At 46.9% G+C, this 23,144-nt stretch carries 19 protein-coding genes and 1 tRNA gene; 18 read left to right on the forward strand and 2 right to left on the reverse strand.

Annotation, left to right across the window (positions count from 1 at the left end; genetic code table 11):
- The first annotated feature begins 28 nt into the window (after window positions 1-28).
- The 9 genes from A8708_RS10750 to A8708_RS10790 all read left to right on the forward strand — a co-directional run bounded on the left by A8708_RS10750 (window position 29) and on the right by A8708_RS10790 (window position 10,393).
- The gene (locus A8708_RS10750; protein WP_068663502.1) at window positions 29-979 is read left to right on the forward strand and encodes a ribose-phosphate diphosphokinase; all 951 of its coding nucleotides are present in this window, start codon (window positions 29-31) and stop codon (window positions 977-979) included.
- A gap of 90 nt (window positions 980-1,069) precedes the next feature.
- Complete coding sequence (locus A8708_RS10755) at window positions 1,070-2,806, forward strand: tetratricopeptide repeat protein (protein ID WP_068663503.1); 1,737 nt, start codon at window positions 1,070-1,072, stop codon at window positions 2,804-2,806.
- Between the two features lie 149 nt (window positions 2,807-2,955).
- Window positions 2,956-3,903 (forward strand): thioredoxin-disulfide reductase, encoded by a 948-nt coding sequence (trxB, locus tag A8708_RS10760; protein WP_068663504.1) that lies wholly within the window; start codon window positions 2,956-2,958, stop codon window positions 3,901-3,903.
- A 230-nt stretch (window positions 3,904-4,133) separates the two neighbouring features.
- Window positions 4,134-5,081, forward strand: coding sequence for an ROK family glucokinase (locus A8708_RS10765; protein ID WP_068663505.1), 948 nt, complete (start codon window positions 4,134-4,136; stop codon window positions 5,079-5,081).
- A 79-nt stretch (window positions 5,082-5,160) separates the two neighbouring features.
- Entirely contained in the window at window positions 5,161-6,048 is an 888-nt protein-coding gene (gene rapZ / locus A8708_RS10770) for an RNase adapter RapZ (protein WP_057310218.1), read from the forward strand.
- Window positions 6,049-6,079: 31 nt separating this feature from the next.
- Complete coding sequence (locus tag A8708_RS10775; protein ID WP_068663506.1) at window positions 6,080-7,063, forward strand: gluconeogenesis factor YvcK family protein; 984 nt, start codon at window positions 6,080-6,082, stop codon at window positions 7,061-7,063.
- 5 nt (window positions 7,064-7,068) lie between these two features.
- Window positions 7,069-8,001, forward strand: a complete 933-nt coding sequence (whiA, locus tag A8708_RS10780) for a DNA-binding protein WhiA (RefSeq protein ID WP_068663507.1) — start codon at window positions 7,069-7,071, stop codon at window positions 7,999-8,001.
- Between the two features lie 147 nt (window positions 8,002-8,148).
- Window positions 8,149-8,418 (forward strand): HPr family phosphocarrier protein, encoded by a 270-nt coding sequence (locus tag A8708_RS10785; protein ID WP_028555561.1) that lies wholly within the window; start codon window positions 8,149-8,151, stop codon window positions 8,416-8,418.
- A 211-nt stretch (window positions 8,419-8,629) separates the two neighbouring features.
- Window positions 8,630-10,393 (forward strand): stalk domain-containing protein, encoded by a 1,764-nt coding sequence (locus tag A8708_RS10790; RefSeq protein ID WP_068663508.1) that lies wholly within the window; start codon window positions 8,630-8,632, stop codon window positions 10,391-10,393.
- A gap of 141 nt (window positions 10,394-10,534) precedes the next feature.
- Here the strand turns inward: A8708_RS10790 and clpP are convergent, their stop codons facing one another.
- Together clpP and A8708_RS10800 are read right to left on the reverse strand one after the other, a co-directional pair.
- Window positions 10,535-11,116, reverse strand: a complete 582-nt coding sequence (gene clpP / locus A8708_RS10795) for an ATP-dependent Clp endopeptidase proteolytic subunit ClpP (RefSeq protein ID WP_065851305.1) — start codon at window positions 11,114-11,116, stop codon at window positions 10,535-10,537.
- A 175-nt stretch (window positions 11,117-11,291) separates the two neighbouring features.
- A tRNA-Arg gene (locus tag A8708_RS10800) sits at window positions 11,292-11,363 on the reverse strand.
- A gap of 263 nt (window positions 11,364-11,626) precedes the next feature.
- Between A8708_RS10800 and A8708_RS10805 the strand changes: the two genes are divergently transcribed.
- From A8708_RS10805 to rnr, 9 genes are all read left to right on the forward strand, one after another.
- Complete coding sequence (locus tag A8708_RS10805) at window positions 11,627-12,661, forward strand: sugar-binding transcriptional regulator (protein WP_068663544.1); 1,035 nt, start codon at window positions 11,627-11,629, stop codon at window positions 12,659-12,661.
- Between the two features lie 75 nt (window positions 12,662-12,736).
- Window positions 12,737-13,744 carry a type I glyceraldehyde-3-phosphate dehydrogenase gene (gene gap, locus A8708_RS10810; RefSeq protein WP_056611251.1) on the forward strand — a complete coding sequence of 336 codons (1,008 nt, stop codon included), beginning with the start codon at window positions 12,737-12,739 and terminating at the stop codon, window positions 13,742-13,744.
- 122 nt (window positions 13,745-13,866) lie between these two features.
- Complete coding sequence (locus A8708_RS10815; RefSeq protein WP_068663509.1) at window positions 13,867-15,048, forward strand: phosphoglycerate kinase; 1,182 nt, start codon at window positions 13,867-13,869, stop codon at window positions 15,046-15,048.
- A gap of 70 nt (window positions 15,049-15,118) precedes the next feature.
- Complete coding sequence (tpiA, locus tag A8708_RS10820) at window positions 15,119-15,871, forward strand: triose-phosphate isomerase (RefSeq protein WP_056611245.1); 753 nt, start codon at window positions 15,119-15,121, stop codon at window positions 15,869-15,871.
- A gap of 1 nt (window position 15,872) precedes the next feature.
- Window positions 15,873-17,411 carry a 2,3-bisphosphoglycerate-independent phosphoglycerate mutase gene (gene gpmI, locus A8708_RS10825; protein ID WP_068663510.1) on the forward strand — a complete coding sequence of 513 codons (1,539 nt, stop codon included), beginning with the start codon at window positions 15,873-15,875 and terminating at the stop codon, window positions 17,409-17,411.
- A 30-nt stretch (window positions 17,412-17,441) separates the two neighbouring features.
- A complete protein-coding gene (eno, locus tag A8708_RS10830; RefSeq protein ID WP_056611239.1) occupies window positions 17,442-18,734 on the forward strand; it encodes a phosphopyruvate hydratase in 1,293 nt (430 codons plus the stop codon).
- A 100-nt stretch (window positions 18,735-18,834) separates the two neighbouring features.
- The gene (locus A8708_RS10835; RefSeq protein ID WP_068663511.1) at window positions 18,835-19,545 is read left to right on the forward strand and encodes a M50 family metallopeptidase; all 711 of its coding nucleotides are present in this window, start codon (window positions 18,835-18,837) and stop codon (window positions 19,543-19,545) included.
- 105 nt (window positions 19,546-19,650) lie between these two features.
- Window positions 19,651-19,887, forward strand: a complete 237-nt coding sequence (gene secG, locus A8708_RS10840; protein WP_056611230.1) for a preprotein translocase subunit SecG — start codon at window positions 19,651-19,653, stop codon at window positions 19,885-19,887.
- Between the two features lie 289 nt (window positions 19,888-20,176).
- Window positions 20,177-23,143 (forward strand): ribonuclease R, encoded by a 2,967-nt coding sequence (rnr, locus tag A8708_RS10845; RefSeq protein ID WP_082927419.1) that lies wholly within the window; start codon window positions 20,177-20,179, stop codon window positions 23,141-23,143.
- Window position 23,144 lies beyond the last annotated feature (1 nt).

A 23,144-nucleotide genomic window follows, 5' to 3' on the forward strand; every position in this document is an offset into this window, starting at 1 on the left:
AATGAACCTTCGGAGGTAACCATTAACCATGCATAGCGACAATGTTAAAATTTTTTCCGGATCTTCGAATCCGAAGCTTGCGGAAAGTATTTGTAAAGAGCTCGGCCAGCCGCTAGGACAAATTAAATTATCGCGTTTCAAAAGCGGAGAAATTTATTGCCTTTACGAAGAAACGATTCGTAACTGTGACGTATTTCTGGTACAAACCTTCTCCCATCCGATTAATGAGCATATGATGGAGCTTCTGGTCATGATGGATGCGGCGAAAAGAGCATCTGCAAAAACGATCAACCTTGTCATCCCTTACTATGGTTACTCCCGTCAAGAACGCAAAGCAGCTCCACGTGAGCCGATCTCAGCTAAATTAGTCGCTGACTTGTTCGCTTCAGCTGGGGCAACTCGTGTTGTTACGATTGACCTTCATGCGCCAGCGATTCAAGGCTTCTTCAATATCCCGGTGGATCACTTAACAGCGCTTGATCTGATCAGTGATAACATCAAAAGAAAGAATTTGCCGAATCCAGTTATCGTATCTCCAGATGCAGGACGTGCAACAACAGCTGAGAAAATGGCTAACATTCTCGATGCGCCATTCGCGATGATGATCAAGAAGCGCCCTGAGCACAACGAATCCGTGATTACACACGTTATTGGGGATGTTGCAGGACGCACACCGATCATTATCGAGGATCTAATTGATACAGGTACAACCATCGTTAACGTGGTGGAAAGTCTCAAAGAACGCGGCGCGCTTGATGTCTACATCTGTGCCACACACCCTGTGTTCTCTGGCCCAGCGCTGCAACGTCTGGATCACCCTAGCATTAAAGAAGTTATCATTACAGATTCCATCGCAATTCCAGAGGGGCATTCAGATAAGTTTAATGTGCTTTCCGTAGCACCTTTACTGTCGGATGCGGTTCGCATTATTACTGACGGCGGTTCCCTGTCCTCCCTATTCAAATACGGCGGCGTATAGGCCCATATCTTACCTTCGGATATTGTTTTTGGCTTCTAAGAGATCTATGGTATAATTTGAGTGTAATCAAATTGCCGGAGGTGTCTTGCTATGGAAAAGAAAAAGCGCATATCCGAAGCGCCAAAACCAAAAGTTATCTCAATTAACATGGATGCCGCGTTCTTTTTCGAGAGAGCGGTTCAATCTTTGGATCGGTTTCATTATGATAAGGCATTGAAATATTTCCGGCGGGCTGCAGAGTATGAGCAGGATAATCCTGTGAATCACTGCAATCTCGCAGGAGTTCTCTCCGAAGTGGGCAATTATGACGAGTCGAACCAAATTTTGCAGCATATCCTTGAAACCATCGATCCCGAGATGACAGAATGTCACTTTTATATGGCGAACAACTATGCCAACATGGAAAACTTCGAGCAAGCGGAACAGGCATTGGTTCGGTATTTGGAGAATGACCCGACAGGGCAATTCATGGACGAATCCGAAGAAATGATGGAAATGCTTAGCTACGAGCTTGATCGTCCCGCCCCTCTCACTAGCATCAAGAGTCGAGAAGGGCTGTTCGAGCATGATAAGGCCCGTGCGTTGCTTGAGGAAGGGAAGTTCGCAGAGGCCGTAAGGCAGTTGGAGAATCTGGTGAAGAAGCAGCCTGACTTTACAGCCGCTCGTAATAATTTGGCATTGGCTTATTATTATATGGGCCAATTCGAGAAGGCGATGGAAACGATCCGCGAGGTGCTGGTTATTGATCCTGGTAATCTACATGCACTCTGCAATATGGCGATATTCCATCAACATTTTGGCAACAAAAAGGAACTGGCAGAGCTGACTGCATTGTTAGGCAAGACGTTTCCGTTCCAGCAAGAACATGTGTTCAAGCTGGCAACGACGATGGGCATTCTTGCTCAGCATGAGAAAGCTTACCATCTATTCAAGCGTCTATTGAAGGCGGGAGATGGGGGCACTGATCCTTGTCTGTACCATTATGCAGCTGTAGCAGCCTGCCATATTGGACGTTTCGCTGAAGCCTACCGCTTGTGGAAGCAGGTTCAGAAGTTAGATCCAGGTGCTGAAATTTCCAAGTTCTACTTAGAGCAATTGCGAATGAGAGAGAAGTCGGTGCTCCCACTGACTTGGAGTTATCACTATCATCTGCCGTTCGAGGAACAGTTCCGTGCGCTTGAGAGATCTACGCAGGGCATTCCTGATCAACTGAAGAAAGACCCGCTTGTGCGGTCATCCTTCTTCTGGGCTTTGCGACATGGCGATGTAGAAACGAAACTTCAAGTTATTCAAGCCTTTGGCTTGATTGCCGACAACGAAGTGAGAGACGCGCTTCAGGATTTCATTCTGGATCACAAAGAGGATGATTACTTGAAGAAGGTGGCCATTTTCGTTCTGCGCAGTATGGGCATCCGGGAGTCACTTCCTGCTTATCTCGAAAATAAAAACATCATGGTAGAAGCTTCTCCGTATTCGCCTCAACTTCCCGTATGGGATGCATCATGGCAGCGAGTGATGGAAACAGCGCTATCGCATATGCACAAACGTTACGATATGGTTCAACAGTATGACTTAGAAATTCTGTGGGTTGAATTTCTGACGAAGGTGTACCCGAACGTGCCTAAGATTCACAAGTCAGCAGGCTGGGCAGCGGCGTTGGAATATTTGATTGCCAAAATGCATCGACGTACGATTTCCTATCAGGAAGTAGCTTCGCGTTATGGCGTGACGGTATCCACGGTCAGTCGGCATGTGAAGCACATCGACGATACGTGTGGCTTACGTGAGAAAATGGATGCGATTTTCAATAAATTTACGAGTCTTTGATAGCCGAGCTTGATGCATCATGAAAGCCTCGGCTTTCATACATATATATAAACGGATTGTTCGTGCCGTAAACGGCAGATGAGCAATCACTGATTGTCACGCTAATTAAAGAGAGCTTTCCCAAGGAAAGCACCTAGGAGGGAAATCATATGTATAAATCAGTCGTAGTAGGAACAGGGCCATCCGGTCTAACAGCAGCTATTTACTTGGCGCGTGCGAATCTAAGCCCACTTGTCATTGAAGGACCAGAACCAGGCGGACAGTTGACAACAACTACCGAAGTAGAAAACTTCCCAGGATTTCCTGAAGGGATTATGGGACCGGAATTAATGGAGAACATGCGCAAGCAGGCTGAACGCTTTGGTGCTGAATTCAAAACAGGTTGGGTTAATTCCGTTGAATTAACGAACCGTCCATTTAAACTGCAAGTAGAAGGCCTAGGCGAAATCGAAACAGAAACGCTGATTATCTCAACAGGTGCATCTGCTAGATTGCTTGGCATCTCCAATGAGAGAGAAAACATCGGACGCGGTGTAAGTACATGTGCAACATGTGATGGATTCTTCTTCCGCGGCAAAAAGATTATCGTCGTTGGCGGCGGTGACTCCGCGATGGAAGAAGCAAACTTCTTGACTCGTTTCGCGTCGGAAGTGCGTTTGGTTCATCGTCGTGATGAACTTCGTGCATCCAAAATTATGCAAGACCGTGCTCGCGGAAACGAGAAGGTGAAGTGGTCACTGAATAACACGCCATTAGAAGTTGTGGCGGGAGATAAAGGTGTTACTGGCCTTAAAGTGAAAAACAACCAAACAGGTGAAGATGAAATCCTTGAAACAGACGGTATTTTCGTAGCGATCGGTCATACACCGAATACGAAATTCCTCGGTGGACAAATCGACACGGATGAGCATGGCTACATCGTCGTGAAGCCAGGAACAACAGAAACGAATATCCCAGGCGTATTCGCTTGTGGTGATGTGCAAGATACGAAGTATCGCCAGGCTATTACAGCTGCTGGAAGCGGTTGTGCGGCGGCGTTGGAAGCTGAGAAGTTCCTTGAAGGCAACAGCGTGCATGACTGGAGTATTTCCCTGTAAGTCGTTATGGCAATAAGTTAACGTGGAGGGCTCATCTCTCCACGTTTTCTCTTTTGACAGGGTGTGGTTGAATCTTGACCTCCCGGCAGTGTTGTCTTATAGTGGGAACAGGTGTATAAGTAAGCCTCACAAAGTGGAGAGTTGCCTTCGACGCATATTCCAATTACTTTGCGGGGACCCCAGACATTTTTTATTGAAAATTTTATGATTATTCATGAGGTGACCTTGTAATGTCCAGTCAAATTTATATCGGTGTAGATCTAGGTGGCACGAATATTAAAGTGGGTATTTGTGATGAGCAAGGAAAGCTTCTGAAGACGTTAGAAGGGCCTACTTCACCTGAACTTGGTGCTGAGTCGGTTCTTGAGCGTATTGCGCAATATGTACGTCAAGTTGTAGAAGAGTCCGACTATTCGTGGGAGCAAGTTGCTGGAATTGGCGCGGGGTTAGCTGGATTTATGGATATTCCAGAAGGCTTCGTGAAATTCTCACCGAACTTGCAATGGCATAATGTACCGGCCAAGAAGACGCTCGAAGCACTTCTCGGTAAACAAGTCAAAATTGATAATGATGCGAATGTAGCTGCGCTTGGTGAAGCTTGGTCCGGAGCGGGAGCGGGTATTCCGAACGTTGTATGTTATACGCTTGGAACAGGTGTTGGCGGCGGTATCATTATTAACGGTAAAATTTATCAAGGGTCTGCTGGTATGGCTGGCGAACTTGGTCATATGTCTATCGTCCCTGACATTGAAGCGATTCAGTGTGGTTGTGGTCAAATGGGCTGTCTTGAAACCGTTTCTTCGGCAACGGGTATCGTGCGTATGGCGAAGGAAGCAGTGGAACGCGGAGAGCGTACATCACTGGCTCTTCACGAGAAGATTGAAGCTAAGCATGTGTTCGATGATGCCAAAAGCGGAGATGAAGTAGCTTTGCGCATTGTGAATCGTGCCGCGTATTACATCGGACGTTCCATGGCAGCCCTGGCTGTTGTCATTAATCCGAAGCGTTTTATTATTGGCGGTGGTGTTTCGAAGGCAGGGGAAATTCTATTCCAACCGATTCGTGACACATTCATCAAATTTACACCAGAAGCGGCAGCTGAGGGTGTTGAGATTGTTGCTGCTACACTTGGTAATGATGCGGGTGTTGTAGGTGCGGCAGGATTGAATTTACGATAGAAGGTTAGACCGGGTTCGTAGAACTGGATGAGATAAGCTGATCTGATCTGCGAGAGCTCCCCAAAGGAAGGTGTCAGGCATGGAAGAGAACCACCCTTTAGCGAAACTGGTCATTATTACAGGGATGTCGGGTGCAGGTAAGACAATTGCTGTTCAAAGTATGGAGGATCTAGGATTCTTCTGCGTGGATAACTTACCTCCCGTCCTGATTCCGAAGTTTGCTGAATTAATCGTGCAATCGATGGGTAAAATCGGTAAAGTCGCCTTGGTTATTGATTTGCGCGGACGTGAGTTTTTCACTGCGCTCCAAGAGTCTTTACGTTATATCCAAGAAAATTACACCCTTAGCTATGAAATTTTATTCTTAGATGCAACGGATGGGACGCTTGTTCAGCGGTACAAAGAGAGCCGTCGCCGCCATCCGTTGGCTCCAGACGGTGCGCCGCTTGAGGGTATTGGTCTTGAACGTAAGTTGCTAGAAGAACTCAAGGGTCTGGCAACACAGGTGATTGACACTAGCAGCCTGAAACCCGTGCAATTGAAGGAAAGAATTATTTCTCGGTTCACCAATCTAGAAGCTAACCGCATATCTATAAATGTAATCTCTTTCGGGTTTAAGTATGGTGTCCCAATTGACGCCGATCTTATCTTCGATGTGCGCTTCTTGCCTAATCCTCACTATGTGGAGCAGCTTCGTCCGCAAACGGGTCAGGACCCCGATGTGTATGACTATGTGATGAAGTGGTCAGAGACGCAAGAATTCCTGACAAAGCTGCTGGATATGCTCAATTTCTTGATGCCTCAGTACAAGAAAGAAGGCAAGAGCCAAGTTGTTGTTGGTATTGGTTGCACAGGGGGTAAACATCGTTCGGTTGCCATTACGGAATATCTAGGTAAAGTCATGGGGAACAGTGAGACGGAGACCGTGCGTCTAAGTCATCGAGATTCCGAGCGGGACCGTTTATAGACGGCTATGTCAGTAAGAGGGTGAAAGAAGTATGGAGCTTGGTCAATTACAACGTAAGCCCAGAATAGTCGTTATTGGCGGTGGAACAGGGCTCTCTGTAATGCTAAGAGGACTGAAGGAAAAACCGGTTGATATTACTGCTATCGTAACCGTTGCAGACGATGGAGGAAGCTCTGGCATTCTACGAAGTGAATTGCAGATGCCGCCACCGGGTGACATTCGAAATGTGCTAACATCTTTAGCAGACGTTGAACCGTTGTTGTCATTGATGCTTCAGTATCGATTTCAGAACGGTACAGGTTTAGCCGGACACAGTCTGGGAAATCTAATACTAGCGGCATTGACAGATATTACAGGTGACTTTGTTACTGCCGTGCAAGAAATGAATCGTGTATTTGCTGTTCGCGGGAGGGTGCTCCCGGCTTCGAATCAAGCGATCGTATTAAAAGCCATTATGGAGGACGGGACTTTAGTTGTTGGTGAGTCCAAAATTCCGAAGGCCGATGGGCGGATCAAGAAAGTATTCATTGAACCGGCAGGGGTAACACCACTGACAGAAGCTATTCAGGCGATACGCGAAGCAGATGCCATCTTGTGCGGTCCTGGCAGTTTATATACAAGTTTGCTGCCGAATTTGCTCGTTCCAGGGATTGTTGAAGAAATCGTGGCATCGAATGCAGTGAAATTGTTCATTTGTAATGTCATGACACAGCCGGGCGAAACCGATGATTACTCAGTCAGCGATCATCTGGATGCAATTTATGATCACTTAGGTCAGCATTTGTTTGATTATGTGATCGTGAATAATGGTGAGATTCCACCGCAGGTGCAAGCCAAATATGCGGAAAAAGGTTCCAAAGCGGTTCATTTAGACCTGGATGAAGTGACGAAAAGAGGATATCGCGTAATTGCAGATCGACTGGTCTTATTCCGTACCTATCTTCGTCATGATGCAGAGAAATTGAGTGACCATATCTATCAGCTCGTCGAAAGCTGGCTGTTAAGGAAGAAGTGAGTCCCTTGTCCTTTGCGGCAACAACCAAAAAAGAGTTAACGTTAATTAATGATTCGGAGTCATGCTGTGAAAAAGCGGAGCTGTCCGCACTCATTCGGATGAATGGTGCGGTTCAGTTAACGAATCAGCGTGTCGTGCTGGATGTCTCCACGGAGAATGCAGCGATTGCCCGGCGAATTTACTCGCTGATCAAGAAGACGTATAATACACACACGGAGTTGCTCGTGCGTAAGAAAATGCGTCTAAAGAAGAATAATGTGTATATTGTTAGGGTCCCCGGTCAAGTACAAGAGCTACTCAGTGATTTGAAGATTGTCTCTGAGGGGTTTATTTTTACGACAGGTATTAACAAGGACATTATTCGCGGCAATTGCTGCAAGCGTGCTTATCTTCGAGGAGCTTTCATGGCTGGCGGTTCTGTCAATAATCCCGAAGGATCTTCGTATCATTTGGAAATCGCTTCGATTTATGAAGAACACTGTAAAGCTTTGACCCAGCTTGCGAACAAGTTTGACTTGAACGCCCGTTTCATTGAACGTAAGAAAGGGTTCGTGCTGTATATCAAGGAAGGCGAGAAAATTATTGAGTTTCTCAATATCATTGGAGCTCATCAGGCGCTATTGCGCTTCGAGGATGTTCGGATTATGAAGGATATGAGGAATTCCGTTAATCGCATCGTGAACTGTGAAACGGCGAACTTGAACAAAACGATCGGGGCAGCCGTCAGGCAAATCGAAAATATTCGATTGTTGCAGCGGGAGATCGGTCTAGATAGCTTACCTGATAAGTTAAGAGAGGTTGCGGAGATCAGACTCGCGCACCCCGACTTGAATTTGAAGGAAGTTGGCGACATGCTTTCGGGCAGTGTTAGCAAGTCAGGTGTGAATCATCGTCTGCGGAAAATAGACGAATTAGCCGAAAAACACCGAAATTCGTAGGAAAACTTGAGCTGTACAACGCTTGTATAAGTTTTTCGCATTTTTTCTAGTGTACTTGAAGGAAAAATGCTATAATATTAAAACATAAGGTATACGCTGTTATTAATAGTAATCCATATAAGCTCCACACTAGGGGGAATTAGTTCCATGTCCAGACGTCCAGTCGTTGTGAAGTTGAGAACAGGACTTCATGCCAGACCTGCGGCATTGTTTGTTCAAGAGGCGAATAAGTTTTCATCCGAGATCTTTGTTGAGAAAGATGAGAAGAAAGTGAATGCAAAGAGCATCATGGGAATTATGAGTCTTGCGATCAGCACAGGGACCGAAGTCTTCATAAGTGCAGAAGGTTCGGATGCAGAGCAGGCTGTAAACGCTTTAGTCACATTAGTCAGTAAGGAAGAATTGGAAAACCAATAATCCTATAAAAGCCTACCTTTCGAGGGGGCTTTTTTGCAGTTTGCAGGTGGACATTTACTCTTTTGCTAAAAGTGTCGAAATTGTTAACAAATATTGGGATAAGCAACCTTTTTCGCTTGGCTACGTCTAATAAACGTGGTCATGATGGATAAGGCTATTAGTGTTTCTAGTAGCTCGCCTATCACAAGCTTGAAGAAGGAGCGAAAGTGAAATGAATGTAGTAAGGAAAGAAATGATTGCTTTACTAGCTGTACTCATATTTCTAGTTAGCACAATTACAGCACCAGCCGCGCATGCGGTATCAACAAGCTCGTCCTTTATTTTACTTTATATCGATAAGTCAGAAGCATTCGTGAATCAAGAACAGATTCATTTGGAGTCACCATCTACCATTATTGACGGAAGCACGTTCGTTCCAGCCAAATTCTTGGGTGATACATTAGGTTTTCAAGTAGAGTGGAATGACCTATCCCGTACGATTCAAATGTCGCCTCCGGGTACTAACATCGTGCTAGATCCTGATCATAAGACGGTGACAACGAATGAGGTGGATATCCCCTTTAAGTCGGTAGCTGCTATCGTGAATGGCAAGTTGCTTGTAAAACTGACTTGGTTGGCTGATTACATGGGTGCCAAGTATACCTATAATAGTGAGCTAAGACGTGTCGAGATCGTTCATTTTAAAGCGCCTGAGGGCATCTACATCGATCAAGACAGCAATTCTCGTCCAGTTGCTAAGTTCGCTACTGCGAAGCCTACCTACAGGCTTGGTGAGCCTGTTAAGTACTTGGATTTGAGTTATGATCCAGATGCAGAAGGCATCGTATCCTTCGATTGGACCGGTAAGCAAGAGGCGTTCTTCAAAGCTGGTCAATATCCCGTAACCTTAACGGTTAAGGATGGTCATGGGCATGTGAGCAAGTTGTTCAAAAGTTTTGTGACAGTTGTCAATGAACCGTACTTGTCAGAAGTCGAGTATCCGATTTATATGAAGCCGGTTGGTGGATTTATTAAAACCAATTGGACAACGATCTGGTCCCATTTTAACGAGTTGCCGCTGCTGCCCAAAGATGTGAAAGAAGTTCAAGGACGTACGCTGCTTGTTAGTGACAGTCCAGAAGAATTCACAACAAGCGGTATTTTGTATCAAGATAACATTAATGGTAAAGGGCGTTTGTACGCAGATCATATCAATGGTACGCAACAGAAGATGACGTTTGCCATCTTTGCAACGAACAACACGGACAAACCGATTACGATTAAAACAACGAATAAAGGCGAGGTTTACCCTTCCGTTTATGCGAATTTGATCGGCAGCGAAGCTTCCGTTGATTTCCTTCTTAATAACGTGTACACGGATACCATGACGGTTCCGCCTAAAGCGAGTTATGTGTACGCGAAGTTGCCAGATTTTTATCCAGGTCAAGGTGTGAATTTGTTCTATGATGTCGAAACGGACGGGGAGCTTCAAATGTCCTTCATCGCAACGGAAAAAATGCTGACACCAACGATCGTGAAGGAGTTGCCACTCCTTAGCTTTAACGGCCATGTTCGCGGTACGTTCCCCGTATCCGAAATTGAATGGAAAATTGATGCCACGAGCTTTACGAAAGCCTCTAGGCTAACGATTGGAGATAATAAGACGGATCCATTCGTCAAAGGCTACGACGTGATGCGTAAGCAAGTCGTGGAGAATGGCGGAAATTATGGGGTGGTCTATAAGATCCATGCGGATAAGCCGCGCAAAATGGCCGTTATGATTATGGCCAGAGGCGGCGTGTTCAAGGGTCCGTTTAAAATCAACGGAGAAATCATTCCTGTACCGTATTCCGGTGTCATTACGGCTTTCGATGGCCTAGAAGTGCTGGCGCGTACGACTGGTACGGAGGATGCCTTAGATATCGAGTTTACGCCTCCAGCGGGCTCGGCATTCCCGATTGATTTGATCTTCTATCCATTAGAAGATTTAAAATAAGATCATAAAAAGAGAAGAGCCTCAGGAGACTAGTGAATGAATCACTAGTTCTGCTGAGGCTTTTGTGCAAGGACAATAAAAAGCCAGCCTCACGGTCTGCTCTTGGAGCAGCCGCTGAAGGCTGGCTTATTTATTTATAAATTAGACGCGCTCGATGACTTTATCGATGAGTCCATATTCGGCTGCTTCTTTAGCGCTCATGAAGTTATCGCGATCTGTATCTTTCTCGATACGCTCGAATGATTGTCCAGTGCGCTCGGCTAGGATCGTGTTCAGGTTATCTCTCATTTTCAAAATACGCTTCGCGCGAATCTCGATATCAGAGGCCTGACCTTCTGCGCCGCCAAGTGGTTGGTGAATCATAACTTCGCTGTTCGGAAGCGCGTAACGCTTGCCTTTGGCACCAGCTGTGAGCAAGAACGCGCCCATTGAGGCAGCCATACCAACGCAGATCGTGGATACATCTGGTTTGATGAACTGCATAGTGTCGAAGATCGCCATACCAGCTGTGATGGAGCCGCCTGGGCTGTTGATGTAAAGCGAGATATCTTTATCAGGATCTTGAGCGGCCAAGAAGAGCAACTGAGCAATGATGGAATTCGCCACAACATCGTTGACACCCGTGCCTAAGAATATAATGCGGTCTTTCAGCAAGCGAGAGTAGATGTCATATCCTCTTTCACCGCGCGCGTCCTGTTCGACGACCATAGGAATAAAACTCATGAGAATGACCTCCTTGGGGTTGGGTTACCACTATTGGGTACATACTATTTACAGTATCTACAAGTATGATAACGAAAAAACCTCCGAAGGTCAAGAAAGGTCAAACTAAACGTAAAAAAATCAGCCTCAGAGCTGATTTGACGAAGAAATCTTAACTCATTGGCTGATTGTTGGACGCGCCCGAAAGGAATCGAACCTTTATCTCAGGCTTCGGAGGCCTACGTCATATCCATTGGACCACGGGCGCATAGTGTAGAAAAAGTGAAGCAAGGGTTATTATAAGTCAGCTTTCCATAAAAAGCAAGGAGGTAAGCCCTTACAGACCTATTTGAAGAAAAATGTTTGAACAAATGTTGAATGTTGCGACGGAAATGGTTATAATAAGAACTGTAAACGAGAAGTAACATATGAAATAGCGCAAGGAACTTTTTTTTCGCCCGGGTGGGACATAAAATGTATGCCTGGGACAATAAACGTCCAACTTGGATCGGGAGCGTTGGAAGTCGTCCTATGAGAGAGATTCTAGACATTCAGAAACAACTCATGCCTGATCTTATGGACATCATGAAGAAACGCTACTCGATTCTGCAACACATCTTGGTTTCCGGCGTGGTCGGACGAAGGACGCTAGCGTCCTCACTCGATATGACGGAGCGGGTGCTGCGCGGCGAAGTTGATTTCTTGAAGGAGCTAGGGCTTCTGGAATCGGACGCAAGCGGTATGCAGATCAGTGATTCTGGTCGTCAACTGCTGGAAGATATGCAACCGATCATTAAGATGGCTTTTGGCTTGACGGATTTGGAAGACAGTATCGCCAAAGCTTTTCACATCTCCAATGTGATCATCGTCCCTGGGGATTCAGACACTTCCGTATTTACGAAGAAAGAGCTTGGACGCGCTGGTGCGGCCGCTTTGCGTAAGTATATTGCCAAAGATGATATTATCGCGGTAACGGGTGGGTCGACGATGGCACAGATCGCCAATAACTTGGCATTATCTTCTTCGATGAAAGGGAGTTTGTTCGTCCCTGCACGAGGAGGACTTGGTGAAAGTGTGGATATGCAAGCGAACACGATTGCTTCCATTATGGCCAAGAAAACGGGCGGGAAATACAGGTTGTTGCATGTTCCTGATCATCTTGGTGAAGAAGCTTATCAATCGCTGATTCAAGATCCACAGATACAGGAAGTTGTGAACGCGGTGCGCAGTTGTCGCATTGTTGTCCATGGTATCGGAGATGCTATGGTCATGGCACGCAGACGTAAAGTAGATAGTGATACTACGGGCAGTCTGAAAGCGGATGGTGCACTTGCTGAGGCGCTCGGTTATTATTTTGATCGCCAAGGAAATGTGGTTCATAAGATGCCGACCGTCGGACTTCGACTAGAAGATCTGCAGCGTGTAGAAGTTGTGATTGGTGTTGCTGGCGGGAAGAGCAAAGGGGAAGCGATCGCTTCTGTACTACGACATGGGCAAGAAGATGTATTGGTTACAGATGAAGCAGCTGCCTTAGAAATCATGAAGCATGTGCAAGAAGGATGTTAGACATCATAACGTGTGCCCTAATCGGCTTGCGTTTTGAAATATATATCATGCAAGTAAACCTAGGAGGAATTGACTATGACAACAAAAGTAGGTATTAACGGTTTCGGACGTATTGGTCGTAACGTATTCCGCGCAGCATTGAACAACCCAGATGTACAAATCGTAGCGGTAAACGATTTGACAGACGTTAAAACATTGGCTCACTTGCTTAAATATGACACTACTCACGGTAAACTAGACGCTACAGTTGAAGCTGGCGAAGGTGAATTGATCGTTAATGGTCGTTCCATCAAGGTTTTTGCTGAGCGTAACCCTGGGGATCTGCCATGGGCATCTGTAGGCGCTGAAATCGTAATCGAATCCACTGGTATTTTCACGGCGAAAGAAAAAGCAGAACTTCACTTGAAAGGTGGAGCTAAGAAAGTTATCATTTCCGCTCCTGCTTCTGACGAAGATATCACAATCGTACTTGGTGTTAACGAAGACAAATACGATCCAGCTGCACACACAATCATCTCCAACGCTTCTTGTACAACTAACTGTCTAGCTCCTTTCGCGAAAGTTATCAACGATAGCTTCGGAATCGTAAAAGGTATGATGACAACTGTTCACTCTTACACAAATGATCAATCCGTACTTGACGTTCCACATAAAGATCTTCGTCGTGCTCGTGCAGCAGCTGAGAACATCATTCCTTCCAGCACTGGCGCAGCTAAAGCAATCGGTCTAGTTCTTCCTGAGCTTAAAGGCAAATTGAACGGTATGGCTATGCGTGTTCCTACACCTAACGTATCCGTAACTGATTTGGTTGTTGAGCTTAAAGTTAACGTAACAGTTGACGAAGTAAACGCAGCTTTGAAACAAGCTTCCGAAGGCCCTCTTAAAGGCATTCTGAACTACACAGAAGATGCACTTGTATCCAGCGACTTCAATGGTGACCCAGCTTCTTCCACAATCGACGCTTTGTCCACTATGGTAGTTGGCGACAACATGTTGAAAGTGGTTTCCTGGTACGATAACGAGTGGGGTTACTCCAACCGCGTTGTTGACTTGGTAGCTTTCATCGCGAAAAAAGGTCTGTAATTTCATAATTCATCAACTGGAAAACCACATGAAGGGGAGAAGAGATTCTCCTCTTTATGTGCGATTTACCCCATAAAAGGATAGAACCGGAAGAAAACCATACATGTTCAGGAGGCTTTACGATGAATAAGAAAAGTGTTCGCGATGTTGAAGTAGCTGGTAAAAGAGTATTTGTACGCGTTGATTTCAACGTGCCTGTAGAAAACGGTCAAATCACGGACGATACACGTATCAGAGAAACGCTTCCTACGATTAAATTCTTAGTAGAGCAAGGCGCTAAAGTTATTCTTGCTGCCCACTTTGGTCGTCCAAACGGACAAGTGGTTGAAGAGCTTCGTTTAACACCAGTTGCTGCTAAATTGGCAGAGCTTCTTGGTCAAAATGTGATCAAAGCAGACCAATCCGTTGGTGAAATCGTGAAAGCACAAGTCGATGCGCTTGAAAATGGCGACGTTCTCCTGCTTGAAAACGTTCGTTTCAACGAAGGTGAAGAGAAGAATGATCCAGAATTGGCAAAAGCTTTCGCTGACCTAGCTGACTTGTTCGTAAATGATGCTTTCGGTGCTGCTCACCGTGCACATGCTTCGACTTCTGGCATCGCAGCTTACATCCCGGCTGTTTCTGGTCTTCTGATGGAGAAAGAGCTTGATGTTCTTGGTAAAGCACTGAACAACCCTGAGCGTCCGTTCACAGCGATCGTTGGCGGATCCAAAGTTAAAGATAAAATCGCAGTAATTGAGAACCTTCTGAACATTGCGGATAACGTCCTTATTGGCGGCGGTCTGTCCTATACATTCTTGAAAGCACAAGGCTATGAAATCGGTAAATCACTTCTGGACAATTCGAAGCTTGATCTAGCGCTTAGCTTTATTGCGAAAGCCAAAGAAAAAGGCGTTAACTTCCTACTTCCAGTTGATATCGTTGTTACAGATAAATTCAGCGCAGATGCAAACACGCAAATCGTTGATATTGACAGCATTCCTGCGGATTGGGAAGGCATCGATATCGGACCGAAAACGCGTGAACTTTATGCGGACGTTATCGCGAAATCCAAGCTAGTTGTTTGGAACGGACCGATGGGCGTATTCGAAATCGAGCCTTTCTCCCACGGTACACGTGCAGTCGCACAAGCTTGTGCAACTTCTGAAGGTTATACAGTTATTGGTGGCGGCGATTCCGCTGCAGCAACTGAGAAATTCCACTTGGCTGAGCAAATGAACCACATGTCCACAGGCGGCGGCGCTTCCTTGGAGTTCATGGAAGGTAAAGCATTGCCAGGCGTAGTAGCACTTAACGACAAGTAAGATTTTTTATAGAAAAAGCGGAAGCTTACGATGCCAGTTATTCTGGCGAATAACTTTAAGGAGTCTAACCATGAGCAGAACACCGATTATCGCGGGTAACTGGAAAATGTTCAAAACTGTTTCCGAAGCAATCAGCTTCGTGAACGAAGTAAAAGGCAGTACAGTAGAAGGCGTGGAGAGCGTAATTTGTTCCCCTTTCACAAACCTTCCTGCACTTGTTGAAGCTACGAAAGGTACGGACGTTCATGTTGGCGCACAGAACCTTCACTTTGAAGATAACGGCGCATTCACTGGTGAAATCAGCGGTGTTATGCTGAAAGATCTTGGTGTTGAATATGTCATCATCGGTCACTCCGAGCGTAGAGCTTACTTCGCTGAGTCCGACGAAATCGTGAACAAGAAAGTCGTTGCGGCTTTCAAACATGGCTTGAAACCAATTCTATGCGTAGGCGAGAAGTTGGAAGAGCGTGAAGCAGGTCAAACGAAAGATGTTTGTAAAGTACAAACAGAAGCAGCTTTCGCTGGTCTGAGCGCAGAGCAAGCAGCACAAGTGGTTATTGCTTACGAGCCAATCTGGGCAATCGGTACAGGTAAATCTTCTACAGCTGAAGACGCACAAGACGTGATCGGTTACATCCGTACATTGGTGAGCGGTCTTTACGGCGCAGCAGTAGCTGACGTTGTTCGTATCCAATACGGCGGCAGCGTGAAGCCGAACAACATTGCTGAGTACATGGCACAGCCTGACATCGACGGCGCGCTTGTAGGTGGAGCGAGCTTAGAGTCCGCTTCTTACATCCAACTCGTCCAGGGGGCGAAGTAACATGTCCAGACCGAAACCGGTAGCACTCATCATTCTCGATGGCTTCGGACTTCGCTCGGAAGAGCAGGGGAATGCGGTTGCTCATGCCAAAAAGCCGAACTACGACCGTTACTGGTCCACGTTCCCTCATACTACCCTCACTGCTTGCGGTGAGGCTGTAGGTTTGCCAGAAGGTCAGATGGGGAATTCTGAGGTAGGACACCTGAACATCGGCGCAGGCCGTACCGTGTATCAGGATCTGACGCGGATTTCGAAATCGATTCGTGATGGTGAATTCTTCGACAACCAAACCATTCTAGGCGCAGTTCGTCATGCCAAAGAACACGCGAAGAAGCTGCACCTGTACGGTTTGCTTTCTGACGGTGGCGTGCATAGCCACATTAAGCATTTGTTCGCTTTGTTGGATTTGTGTAAGAAAGAACAGTTCGGCGAAGTTTACATCCACGCATTCTTAGATGGCCGCGACGTGGCTCCTGATTCTGCGAAGGGGTATATGGGAGAGCTTTTGAACAAAATCGAGGAAGTTGGCGTAGGCAAAATTGCGACCGTACAAGGCCGCTATTATGCAATGGACCGCGACAAACGCTGGGAGCGTACGGAGAAATCCTATCGCGCCATGGTGTATGGCGAAGGCCCTGCTTACACGGATCCGATGCAAGCTATCGTGGAATCCTACGAGAAATCCGTCTATGACGAGTTCGTTATGCCAACAGTTATCGTTGGTGATAACGGTAAGCCGGTAGGACTTGTAGAATCAGGCGATGCTGTCATCTTCTTCAACTTCCGTCCAGACCGTGCGATCCAGTTGTCTCAAGTCTTCACGAATGAAGACTTCCGCGGCTTCGATCGTGGTCCTAAAGTAGCGAAGAACCTCTACTACGTGTGTCTGACGCTGTTCAGCGAGTCCGTAGATGGTTTCGTCGCGTACAAACCGAAGGATCTGGATAACACGCTTGGCGAGGTGCTGGCTCAGAACGGTTTGAAGCAGCTTCGTGCAGCAGAAACCGAGAAGTACCCGCACGTAACGTTCTTCTTCAGCGGCGGTCGTGATGCAGAATTACCAGGTGAAACGCGTCTTCTCATTCCTTCACCGAAGGTTGCTACATATGACTTGAAGCCGGAAATGAGCGCTTACGAATTAGCGGAAGCGGTTGTGAAGGAAGTTGAAGCTGAGAAGCATGACGTTATCATCTTGAACTTCGCGAACCCAGATATGGTAGGTCACTCTGGCTTGCTTGAGCCAACGGTGAAAGCAATCGAAGCGACAGACGATTGTCTTGGTAAAGTTGTGGAAGCGATCCTTGCTAAGGGTGGCGTAGTCTGCATCACAGCGGACCACGGCAACGCGGATGTAGTTACGAATGCAGACGGCTCACGCAACACAGCGCATACAACGAATCCGGTGCCTTTTATTGTGACGGACAAATCTGTTACACTAAGAGATGGCGGTATTCTGGCAGATATAGCACCAACGATGCTAGATTTCTTAGGATTGAATCAACCACAGCAAATGACTGGGGTCACAATTCTAAACAAATAATTTATATTATTGAAGGAGTGTTTTATCACAATGACAATTATTTCTGATGTTTACGCACGCGAAGTATTGGATTCCCGCGGTAACCCAACAGTTGAAGTCGAAGTATACCTAGAGTCCGGCGCATTCGGCCGTGCTATCGTCCCTTCAGGCGCTTCCACAGGCGCATACGAGGCTGTTGAGCTTCGTGATGGTGACAAAGGTCGTTACCTTGGTAAAGGCGTTCTGAAAGCTGTTGAGAACGTAAATGAAATCATCGCTCCAGAAATCATTGGTCTAGACGCTCTTGATCAAGTTGGCATCGACAACAAAATGATCGAGCTTGACGGTACACCTAACAAAGCGAAATTGGGAGCTAACGCAATTCTAGCTGTTTCCATGGCTGTTGCTCGCGCAGCTGCTGACGCTTTGGACGTGCCATTGTACGTTTACCTTGGTGGATTCAATGCCAAAACGCTTCCAGTTCCAATGATGAACATCATCAACGGTGGGGCACATGCGGACAACAACGTTGACGTTCAAGAGTTCATGGTTCTTCCAGTAGGCGCTCCTACTTTCAAAGAAGCTCTTCGCATCGGCGCTGAGATTTTCCATAGCTTGAAATCCGTATTGAAAGAAAAAGGCCTTAACACAGCAGTTGGCGACGAAGGCGGATTCGCTCCTAACTTCAAATCCAATGAAGAAGCCATCACGACAATCCTTACAGCTATCGAGAACGCTGGTTACAAACCAGGTGTTGACGTATTCTTGGGTATGGACGTTGCTTCCACTGAGTTCTTCAAAGATGGTAAATACCACCTTGAAGGCGAAGGCAAATCCTTCACATCCGCTGAGTGGGTTGACTTCTTGGCTGCTTGGGTTGATAAATACCCAATCATCACGGTTGAAGATGGTTGCTCCGAAGACGATTGGGAAGGTTGGAAATTGCTTACTGAGAAATTGGGTAACAAAATTCAACTCGTTGGTGACGATTTGTTCGTTACGAACACTGAGCGCCTATCCCGCGGAATCGAAGAAAACATCGGTAACTCCATCTTGGTTAAAGTTAACCAAATCGGTACGCTTACTGAGACTTTCGATGCAATCGAAATGGCAAAACGCGCTGGTTACACAGCAGTTATTTCCCACCGTTCCGGTGAGAGCGAAGACAGCACAATCGCTGACATCGCTGTTGCTACAAACGCTGGTCAAATCAAAACAGGTGCTCCGTCCCGTACGGACCGTGTAGCGAAATACAACCAACTTCTTCGCATTGAAGACGAGTTGTTCACTGTCGCTCAATACGCTGGTAAAAAAGCATTCTACAACTTGAGAAACTTCAAGTAATAAGATTCGTATGTAATTATATGGCGGGCAGGTGGCTTACACCTGCCCGTTTTGGCGTATAATGAGGGTAAAGTCGTCAGATAGCGGGGAGGTTATGCTTTTGAGCAACTGGGTAAAAACGATCCTGTTCCTAATAGGTTCCGCGGTGCTCACGCACTGGATTCCTTCCTCATTTTTTCGGAACTTAGATACGATGGTGCACGAGTTCGGCCATGCAGTCGCAACACTAGCGCTATCCGGGAAGGTTATGTATATCGAGCTGTACAGGGACCACAGCGGTGTCACTTACTCGTCCATGACCAAGTCATGGGCTGTCATCCCGGTCTCGCTGGCGGGGTATATGACCGCCTCGTTATTCGCTTGGTTTTTGTTCTCGGCATATGCCAAAGGCAAGCAGCGGCTGGGGCTGCAGGTGATGACGGCAGTGTCGGCGCTGTCACTGGTACTGTTCGTAAGGAACAGCTTCGGTGTTACGTTCCTGCTTGGCTTTATACTTATGACGGTGCTGGCGTTGGCACTGGCCCCGAAGTGGCTGCGCGATTTCTACTACCTGCTGCTGGCATTCTTATGCTTGGAGGAGTCGGTGTTCGGCCCTGGTTCGTTGATCGTATACGCGATGCAAAACAGTCGGAGTGCTGGTGATGCAAGTAATTTGGCCAACTACACGGGGATACCCGCCATTGTATGGGCGACTTTGTTTACGCTATTTGCACTGTGGTGTGCAAAGCAAGCGGTCAGCGCCTTCTTGGGGCGAACTAAGAAAGCTCGACGAACGAATAGACCAGCTGCAATGGGATCTTATCGCGAATAAGAACAGCTGAATCGATTAGGCATGTTGGTTGTAATTATGGACGAACTATGTTAAAATACTCATGCTAGTTGTATAAGGCAAAGAATCGGCAATTGGGGTGCTAATATGTTAATCTTTATGAAAATTTTGTTAATCATAGCTTCGGTTGGATTAATCGCGATTGTTCTTTTACAAAAAGGGAAAAGCGCAGGCTTGTCCGGTGCCATTTCCGGCGGCGCAGAACACTTATTTGGTAAACAAAAAGCTCGTGGTTTGGAACTATTTTTGTCCCGCGCAACAATGGGTCTTGCTGCTGCATTTTTTATTCTTTCTATTGTCGTAGCATACGTAGTGAAAAGCTAACACACATAAAACGATAACAGCAGGAGAACTATACTCCTGCTGTTTTTTCATTTTTAAGCGTAGATAAGGGATGGACGGATTGGTATGGGCATGTGCTGGAGAAACTAAGCTCCATCAGGAAAGAAGAGTCATGTGCGCATACCAAAACGCCGATTCAGTACGTGAGCAAGGCGAAAGATGGATAAGAATGGTGTTTATCCTTTCCTTGGAAATGGCATACTATGGAGTAAGGGAAACGGATACGGCGAATGAGAGCTAGGCTCAACAACAACAAGAAGGTGAAGAGTGCATGATTAAAGAGAATGAAATTATTAGTTTGATGCAAGAAGAGGCCTATAAGCCTATGTCCTATAAAGAGCTTGAGAAGCATTTTGGAATAGGAAGTGCGAATGAGTTTAAGGATTTCATTAAATTGCTCAATCAATTAGAAGAAAGCGGACATATCGTTAGGGGCCCCAATGATCGTTATGGCGTTCCGGAACGGATGAATTTGGTTAAAGGCAAGTTGCAGGCCCATGCGAAGGGTTTTGCATTCCTCATTCCTGAGGACCGTGAGCACCCGGATGTTTACATTAATGCACATGACCTGAATACCGCGATGAACGGTGATATCGTATTCGTGAAAGTTACATCGCGCAGTCAAGGCGGCGGTCGTCTGGAGGGTGAAGTTGTACGTGTAATTACACGTGCGAACTCGCAAATCGTTGGGGTATTTCAAAGCCAAGATACGTATGCCTTCGTCATTGCGGATGATAAACGGGTAACAAGAGATATATTTATCCCGCAGCATGCTTTTATGGGAGCAGTCTCTGGACAGAAGGTTGTTGTGAAAATCGTAAACTATCCGGAGGGACGGTCAGCGGCGGAAGGCGAAGTAATTGAGATTCTGGGTCATAAAGATGATCCAGGTGTCGATATTTTGGCGATCATTCGCCAACATCAATTACCGGAAGCTTTCCAACCTGAAGTACTGGCAGAAGCAGATGCAGCACCCGATTCGATTACGGAAGAAGAAATCATCGGTCAGGGACGTCGTGATCTTCGTGCGAAAACCATTGTAACCATCGACGGTGAAGATGCCAAGGATTTGGACGATGCCGTGAATGTAGAGCTGTTGGAGAATGGAAACGTTCGACTTGGCGTGCATATTGCCGATGTGAGCTATTATGTGCGGGAAGGTACGGCGCTTGATATTGAGGCCTATAATCGAGGATGTTCGGTGTATTTGACCGATCGTGTAATTCCGATGCTGCCGCACCGTTTATCGAACGGGATATGTTCATTGAACCCGCAAGTAGACCGACTGACCATGTCTTGTGAAATGGAATTTGACCAAGATTTGAAAGTCGTTAATCATGAGATTTTCACCAGTGTGATCAAAACAAAAGAACGCATGACCTATACGAATGTACGCAAGCTGCTGACAGGTGAGGCAGAGCCGGAAATCGTGGAGAAATATGCGTATTTAATGGATGACTTCAAACGCATGGAGGAGCTGGCAGGTAGACTGCGTTCCAGACGGATGAAGCGCGGCGCGATTGATTTTGACTTTGAAGAGTCCAAAATTCTTGTCGATGCGGATGGCAAACCAACGGATATTGTCAAAAGAGAGCGATCCGTCGCTGAGATGATGATCGAAGAGTTCATGCTAGCCGCCAATGAGACGGTTGCTGAGCATTTCACATGGTTGAAAGTGCCGTTCCTGTACCGGGTGCATGAGGATCCGGATTCCGAGAAGTTGATGAACTTCATGGAGTTCGTAACAACCTTCGGCTATGCGATGCGCGGCGGTAAAGGCGGGGCGATTCATGCGCGTTCCTTGCAGGCATTATTAGAAGATATCAAGGGAACGCCTGAAGAAGGCGTGATTAGTAAAGTCATGCTGCGCTCGATGAAGCAAGCGAAGTATGATGCGCAGAGTTTGGGGCATTTTGGCTTAGCCGCAGAGTTTTATTCTCATTTCACATCGCCTATTCGTCGTTACCCGGATTTGGTTATTCATCGTGTTATTCGTGAAGTGTTGGAGAACGGTGGTACGCTTCCGGATCAACGTCATGATTATTTAGCTTCGCGTATGAATGATATTGCCCAGCAGTCTTCCGAGCGTGAGCGCGTTGCTGTCGATGCAGAACGTGATACAGAAGCTTTGAAGAAAGCGCAATACATGTTGGATAAAGTCGGTGAAGAGTTCGAGGGTATTATCTCGAGCGTAACGGGCTTCGGTATGTTCATTGAATTGGACAACACGGTTGAGGGGTTAATTCGTCTGAGCGATTTGACTGACGATTATTACAACCATCATGAGAAGCAGCATGCGCTGATCGGTGAGCGTACCTCCAAAATTTATCGACTTGGGGACAGCATCAAAGTGCGTGTTGCTCGCGTGAGTATGGAAGATCATACGATTGATTTCGAATTGTTGGATATGAAACCTCGCAAAGAGGGTGGATTTAACCGCGGCAGCGGTGGTGGAGGCAAGTTCAAGGGTTCAGGTGGATTCAAAGGTTTCCGTGGTGGAAAAGATAAAAGCGGCAGAGCCGATAAGGGGAAAGGCGGAACGAACGGCAGACCTGAGAAAGGCAAAGGCGGGTACAAAGGCAAGGGTGGCTTTGCCAAAACCCAACCTGTTGTTGGTCAAGGGGACGGGACGCAAGGCACTGGAGATAAAGGGAAAAAAGGCAGTCGTGCCGATCATGCTGCTGCCAGGCGGATTGAGATGGCTGCTCGCCGGAAAGCTGAAGCTGCTGGTGGAGTGGAAGGAACGACAGGGACAGAGCAACCTGCAGGAGCGGGGCGCTCTGGTAGTAAAAGATCCAGAGGTAGAGGACAAAATGGGGCCAATACTGGTGGAGATGGCAAGGCGGATCATATTGCTGGCATTGGCACAGGAGAAGGCCGAGGTCAAGGTGGAGCCTTCCAAGGCAACGCAGCAGGAGGTCAAGGGAAATCGCGCCGAGGCAAGGGTGGTAGTAAGCCTTGGAGCGACCAGCGCGACAAGGGCGGAAAGATTGGCGAAGGCGGCAGCTTGCGCCAGCGGTTGCAGTCCGTCGGCGCAGGGCGGACGGACAGTGGGGTTGGCCAGGGCGGTGAGCGTGGCCGTGGGGTTTCGCTTGGGGGCGAAGCCCAAGTGGGCGGTGGCGGTGGCGCTGCTGCGGAGCGCAGCGCCATGGATTGGGCGAGCGGCGTGAACGCGCTCGCCAAGGGCGGTCGTCGCCGGAGCGACGACGGCGATGGTAGCAAGAAGCGGCGGAGGTAGT

This window comes from Paenibacillus oryzisoli, assembly GCF_001653565.1.
Classification (GTDB): Bacteria; Bacillota; Bacilli; order Paenibacillales; family NBRC-103111; genus Paenibacillus_E; species Paenibacillus_E oryzisoli.

Excerpts from the sequence above, each read along its gene's own strand:
- A8708_RS10750 (WP_068663502.1), top strand. The coding sequence starts at position 29 with ATGCATAGCGACAATGTTAAAATTTTTTCCGGATCTTCGAATCCGAAG.
- A8708_RS10755 (WP_068663503.1), top strand. The coding sequence starts at position 1,070 with ATGGAAAAGAAAAAGCGCATATCCGAAGCGCCAAAACCAAAAGTTATC.
- trxB (WP_068663504.1), top strand. The coding sequence starts at position 2,956 with ATGTATAAATCAGTCGTAGTAGGAACAGGGCCATCCGGTCTAACAGCA.
- A8708_RS10765 (WP_068663505.1), top strand. The coding sequence starts at position 4,134 with ATGTCCAGTCAAATTTATATCGGTGTAGATCTAGGTGGCACGAATATT.
- rapZ (WP_057310218.1), top strand. The coding sequence starts at position 5,161 with ATGGAAGAGAACCACCCTTTAGCGAAACTGGTCATTATTACAGGGATG.
- A8708_RS10775 (WP_068663506.1), top strand. The coding sequence starts at position 6,080 with ATGGAGCTTGGTCAATTACAACGTAAGCCCAGAATAGTCGTTATTGGC.
- A8708_RS10785 (WP_028555561.1), top strand. The coding sequence starts at position 8,149 with ATGTCCAGACGTCCAGTCGTTGTGAAGTTGAGAACAGGACTTCATGCC.
- A8708_RS10790 (WP_068663508.1), top strand. The coding sequence starts at position 8,630 with ATGAATGTAGTAAGGAAAGAAATGATTGCTTTACTAGCTGTACTCATA.
- clpP (WP_065851305.1), bottom strand. The coding sequence starts at position 11,116 with ATGAGTTTTATTCCTATGGTCGTCGAACAGGACGCGCGCGGTGAAAGA.
- A8708_RS10805 (WP_068663544.1), top strand. The coding sequence starts at position 11,627 with ATGAGAGAGATTCTAGACATTCAGAAACAACTCATGCCTGATCTTATG.
- gap (WP_056611251.1), top strand. The coding sequence starts at position 12,737 with ATGACAACAAAAGTAGGTATTAACGGTTTCGGACGTATTGGTCGTAAC.
- A8708_RS10815 (WP_068663509.1), top strand. The coding sequence starts at position 13,867 with ATGAATAAGAAAAGTGTTCGCGATGTTGAAGTAGCTGGTAAAAGAGTA.
- tpiA (WP_056611245.1), top strand. The coding sequence starts at position 15,119 with ATGAGCAGAACACCGATTATCGCGGGTAACTGGAAAATGTTCAAAACT.
- gpmI (WP_068663510.1), top strand. The coding sequence starts at position 15,873 with ATGTCCAGACCGAAACCGGTAGCACTCATCATTCTCGATGGCTTCGGA.
- eno (WP_056611239.1), top strand. The coding sequence starts at position 17,442 with ATGACAATTATTTCTGATGTTTACGCACGCGAAGTATTGGATTCCCGC.
- secG (WP_056611230.1), top strand. The coding sequence starts at position 19,651 with ATGTTAATCTTTATGAAAATTTTGTTAATCATAGCTTCGGTTGGATTA.
- rnr (WP_082927419.1), top strand. The coding sequence starts at position 20,177 with ATGATTAAAGAGAATGAAATTATTAGTTTGATGCAAGAAGAGGCCTAT.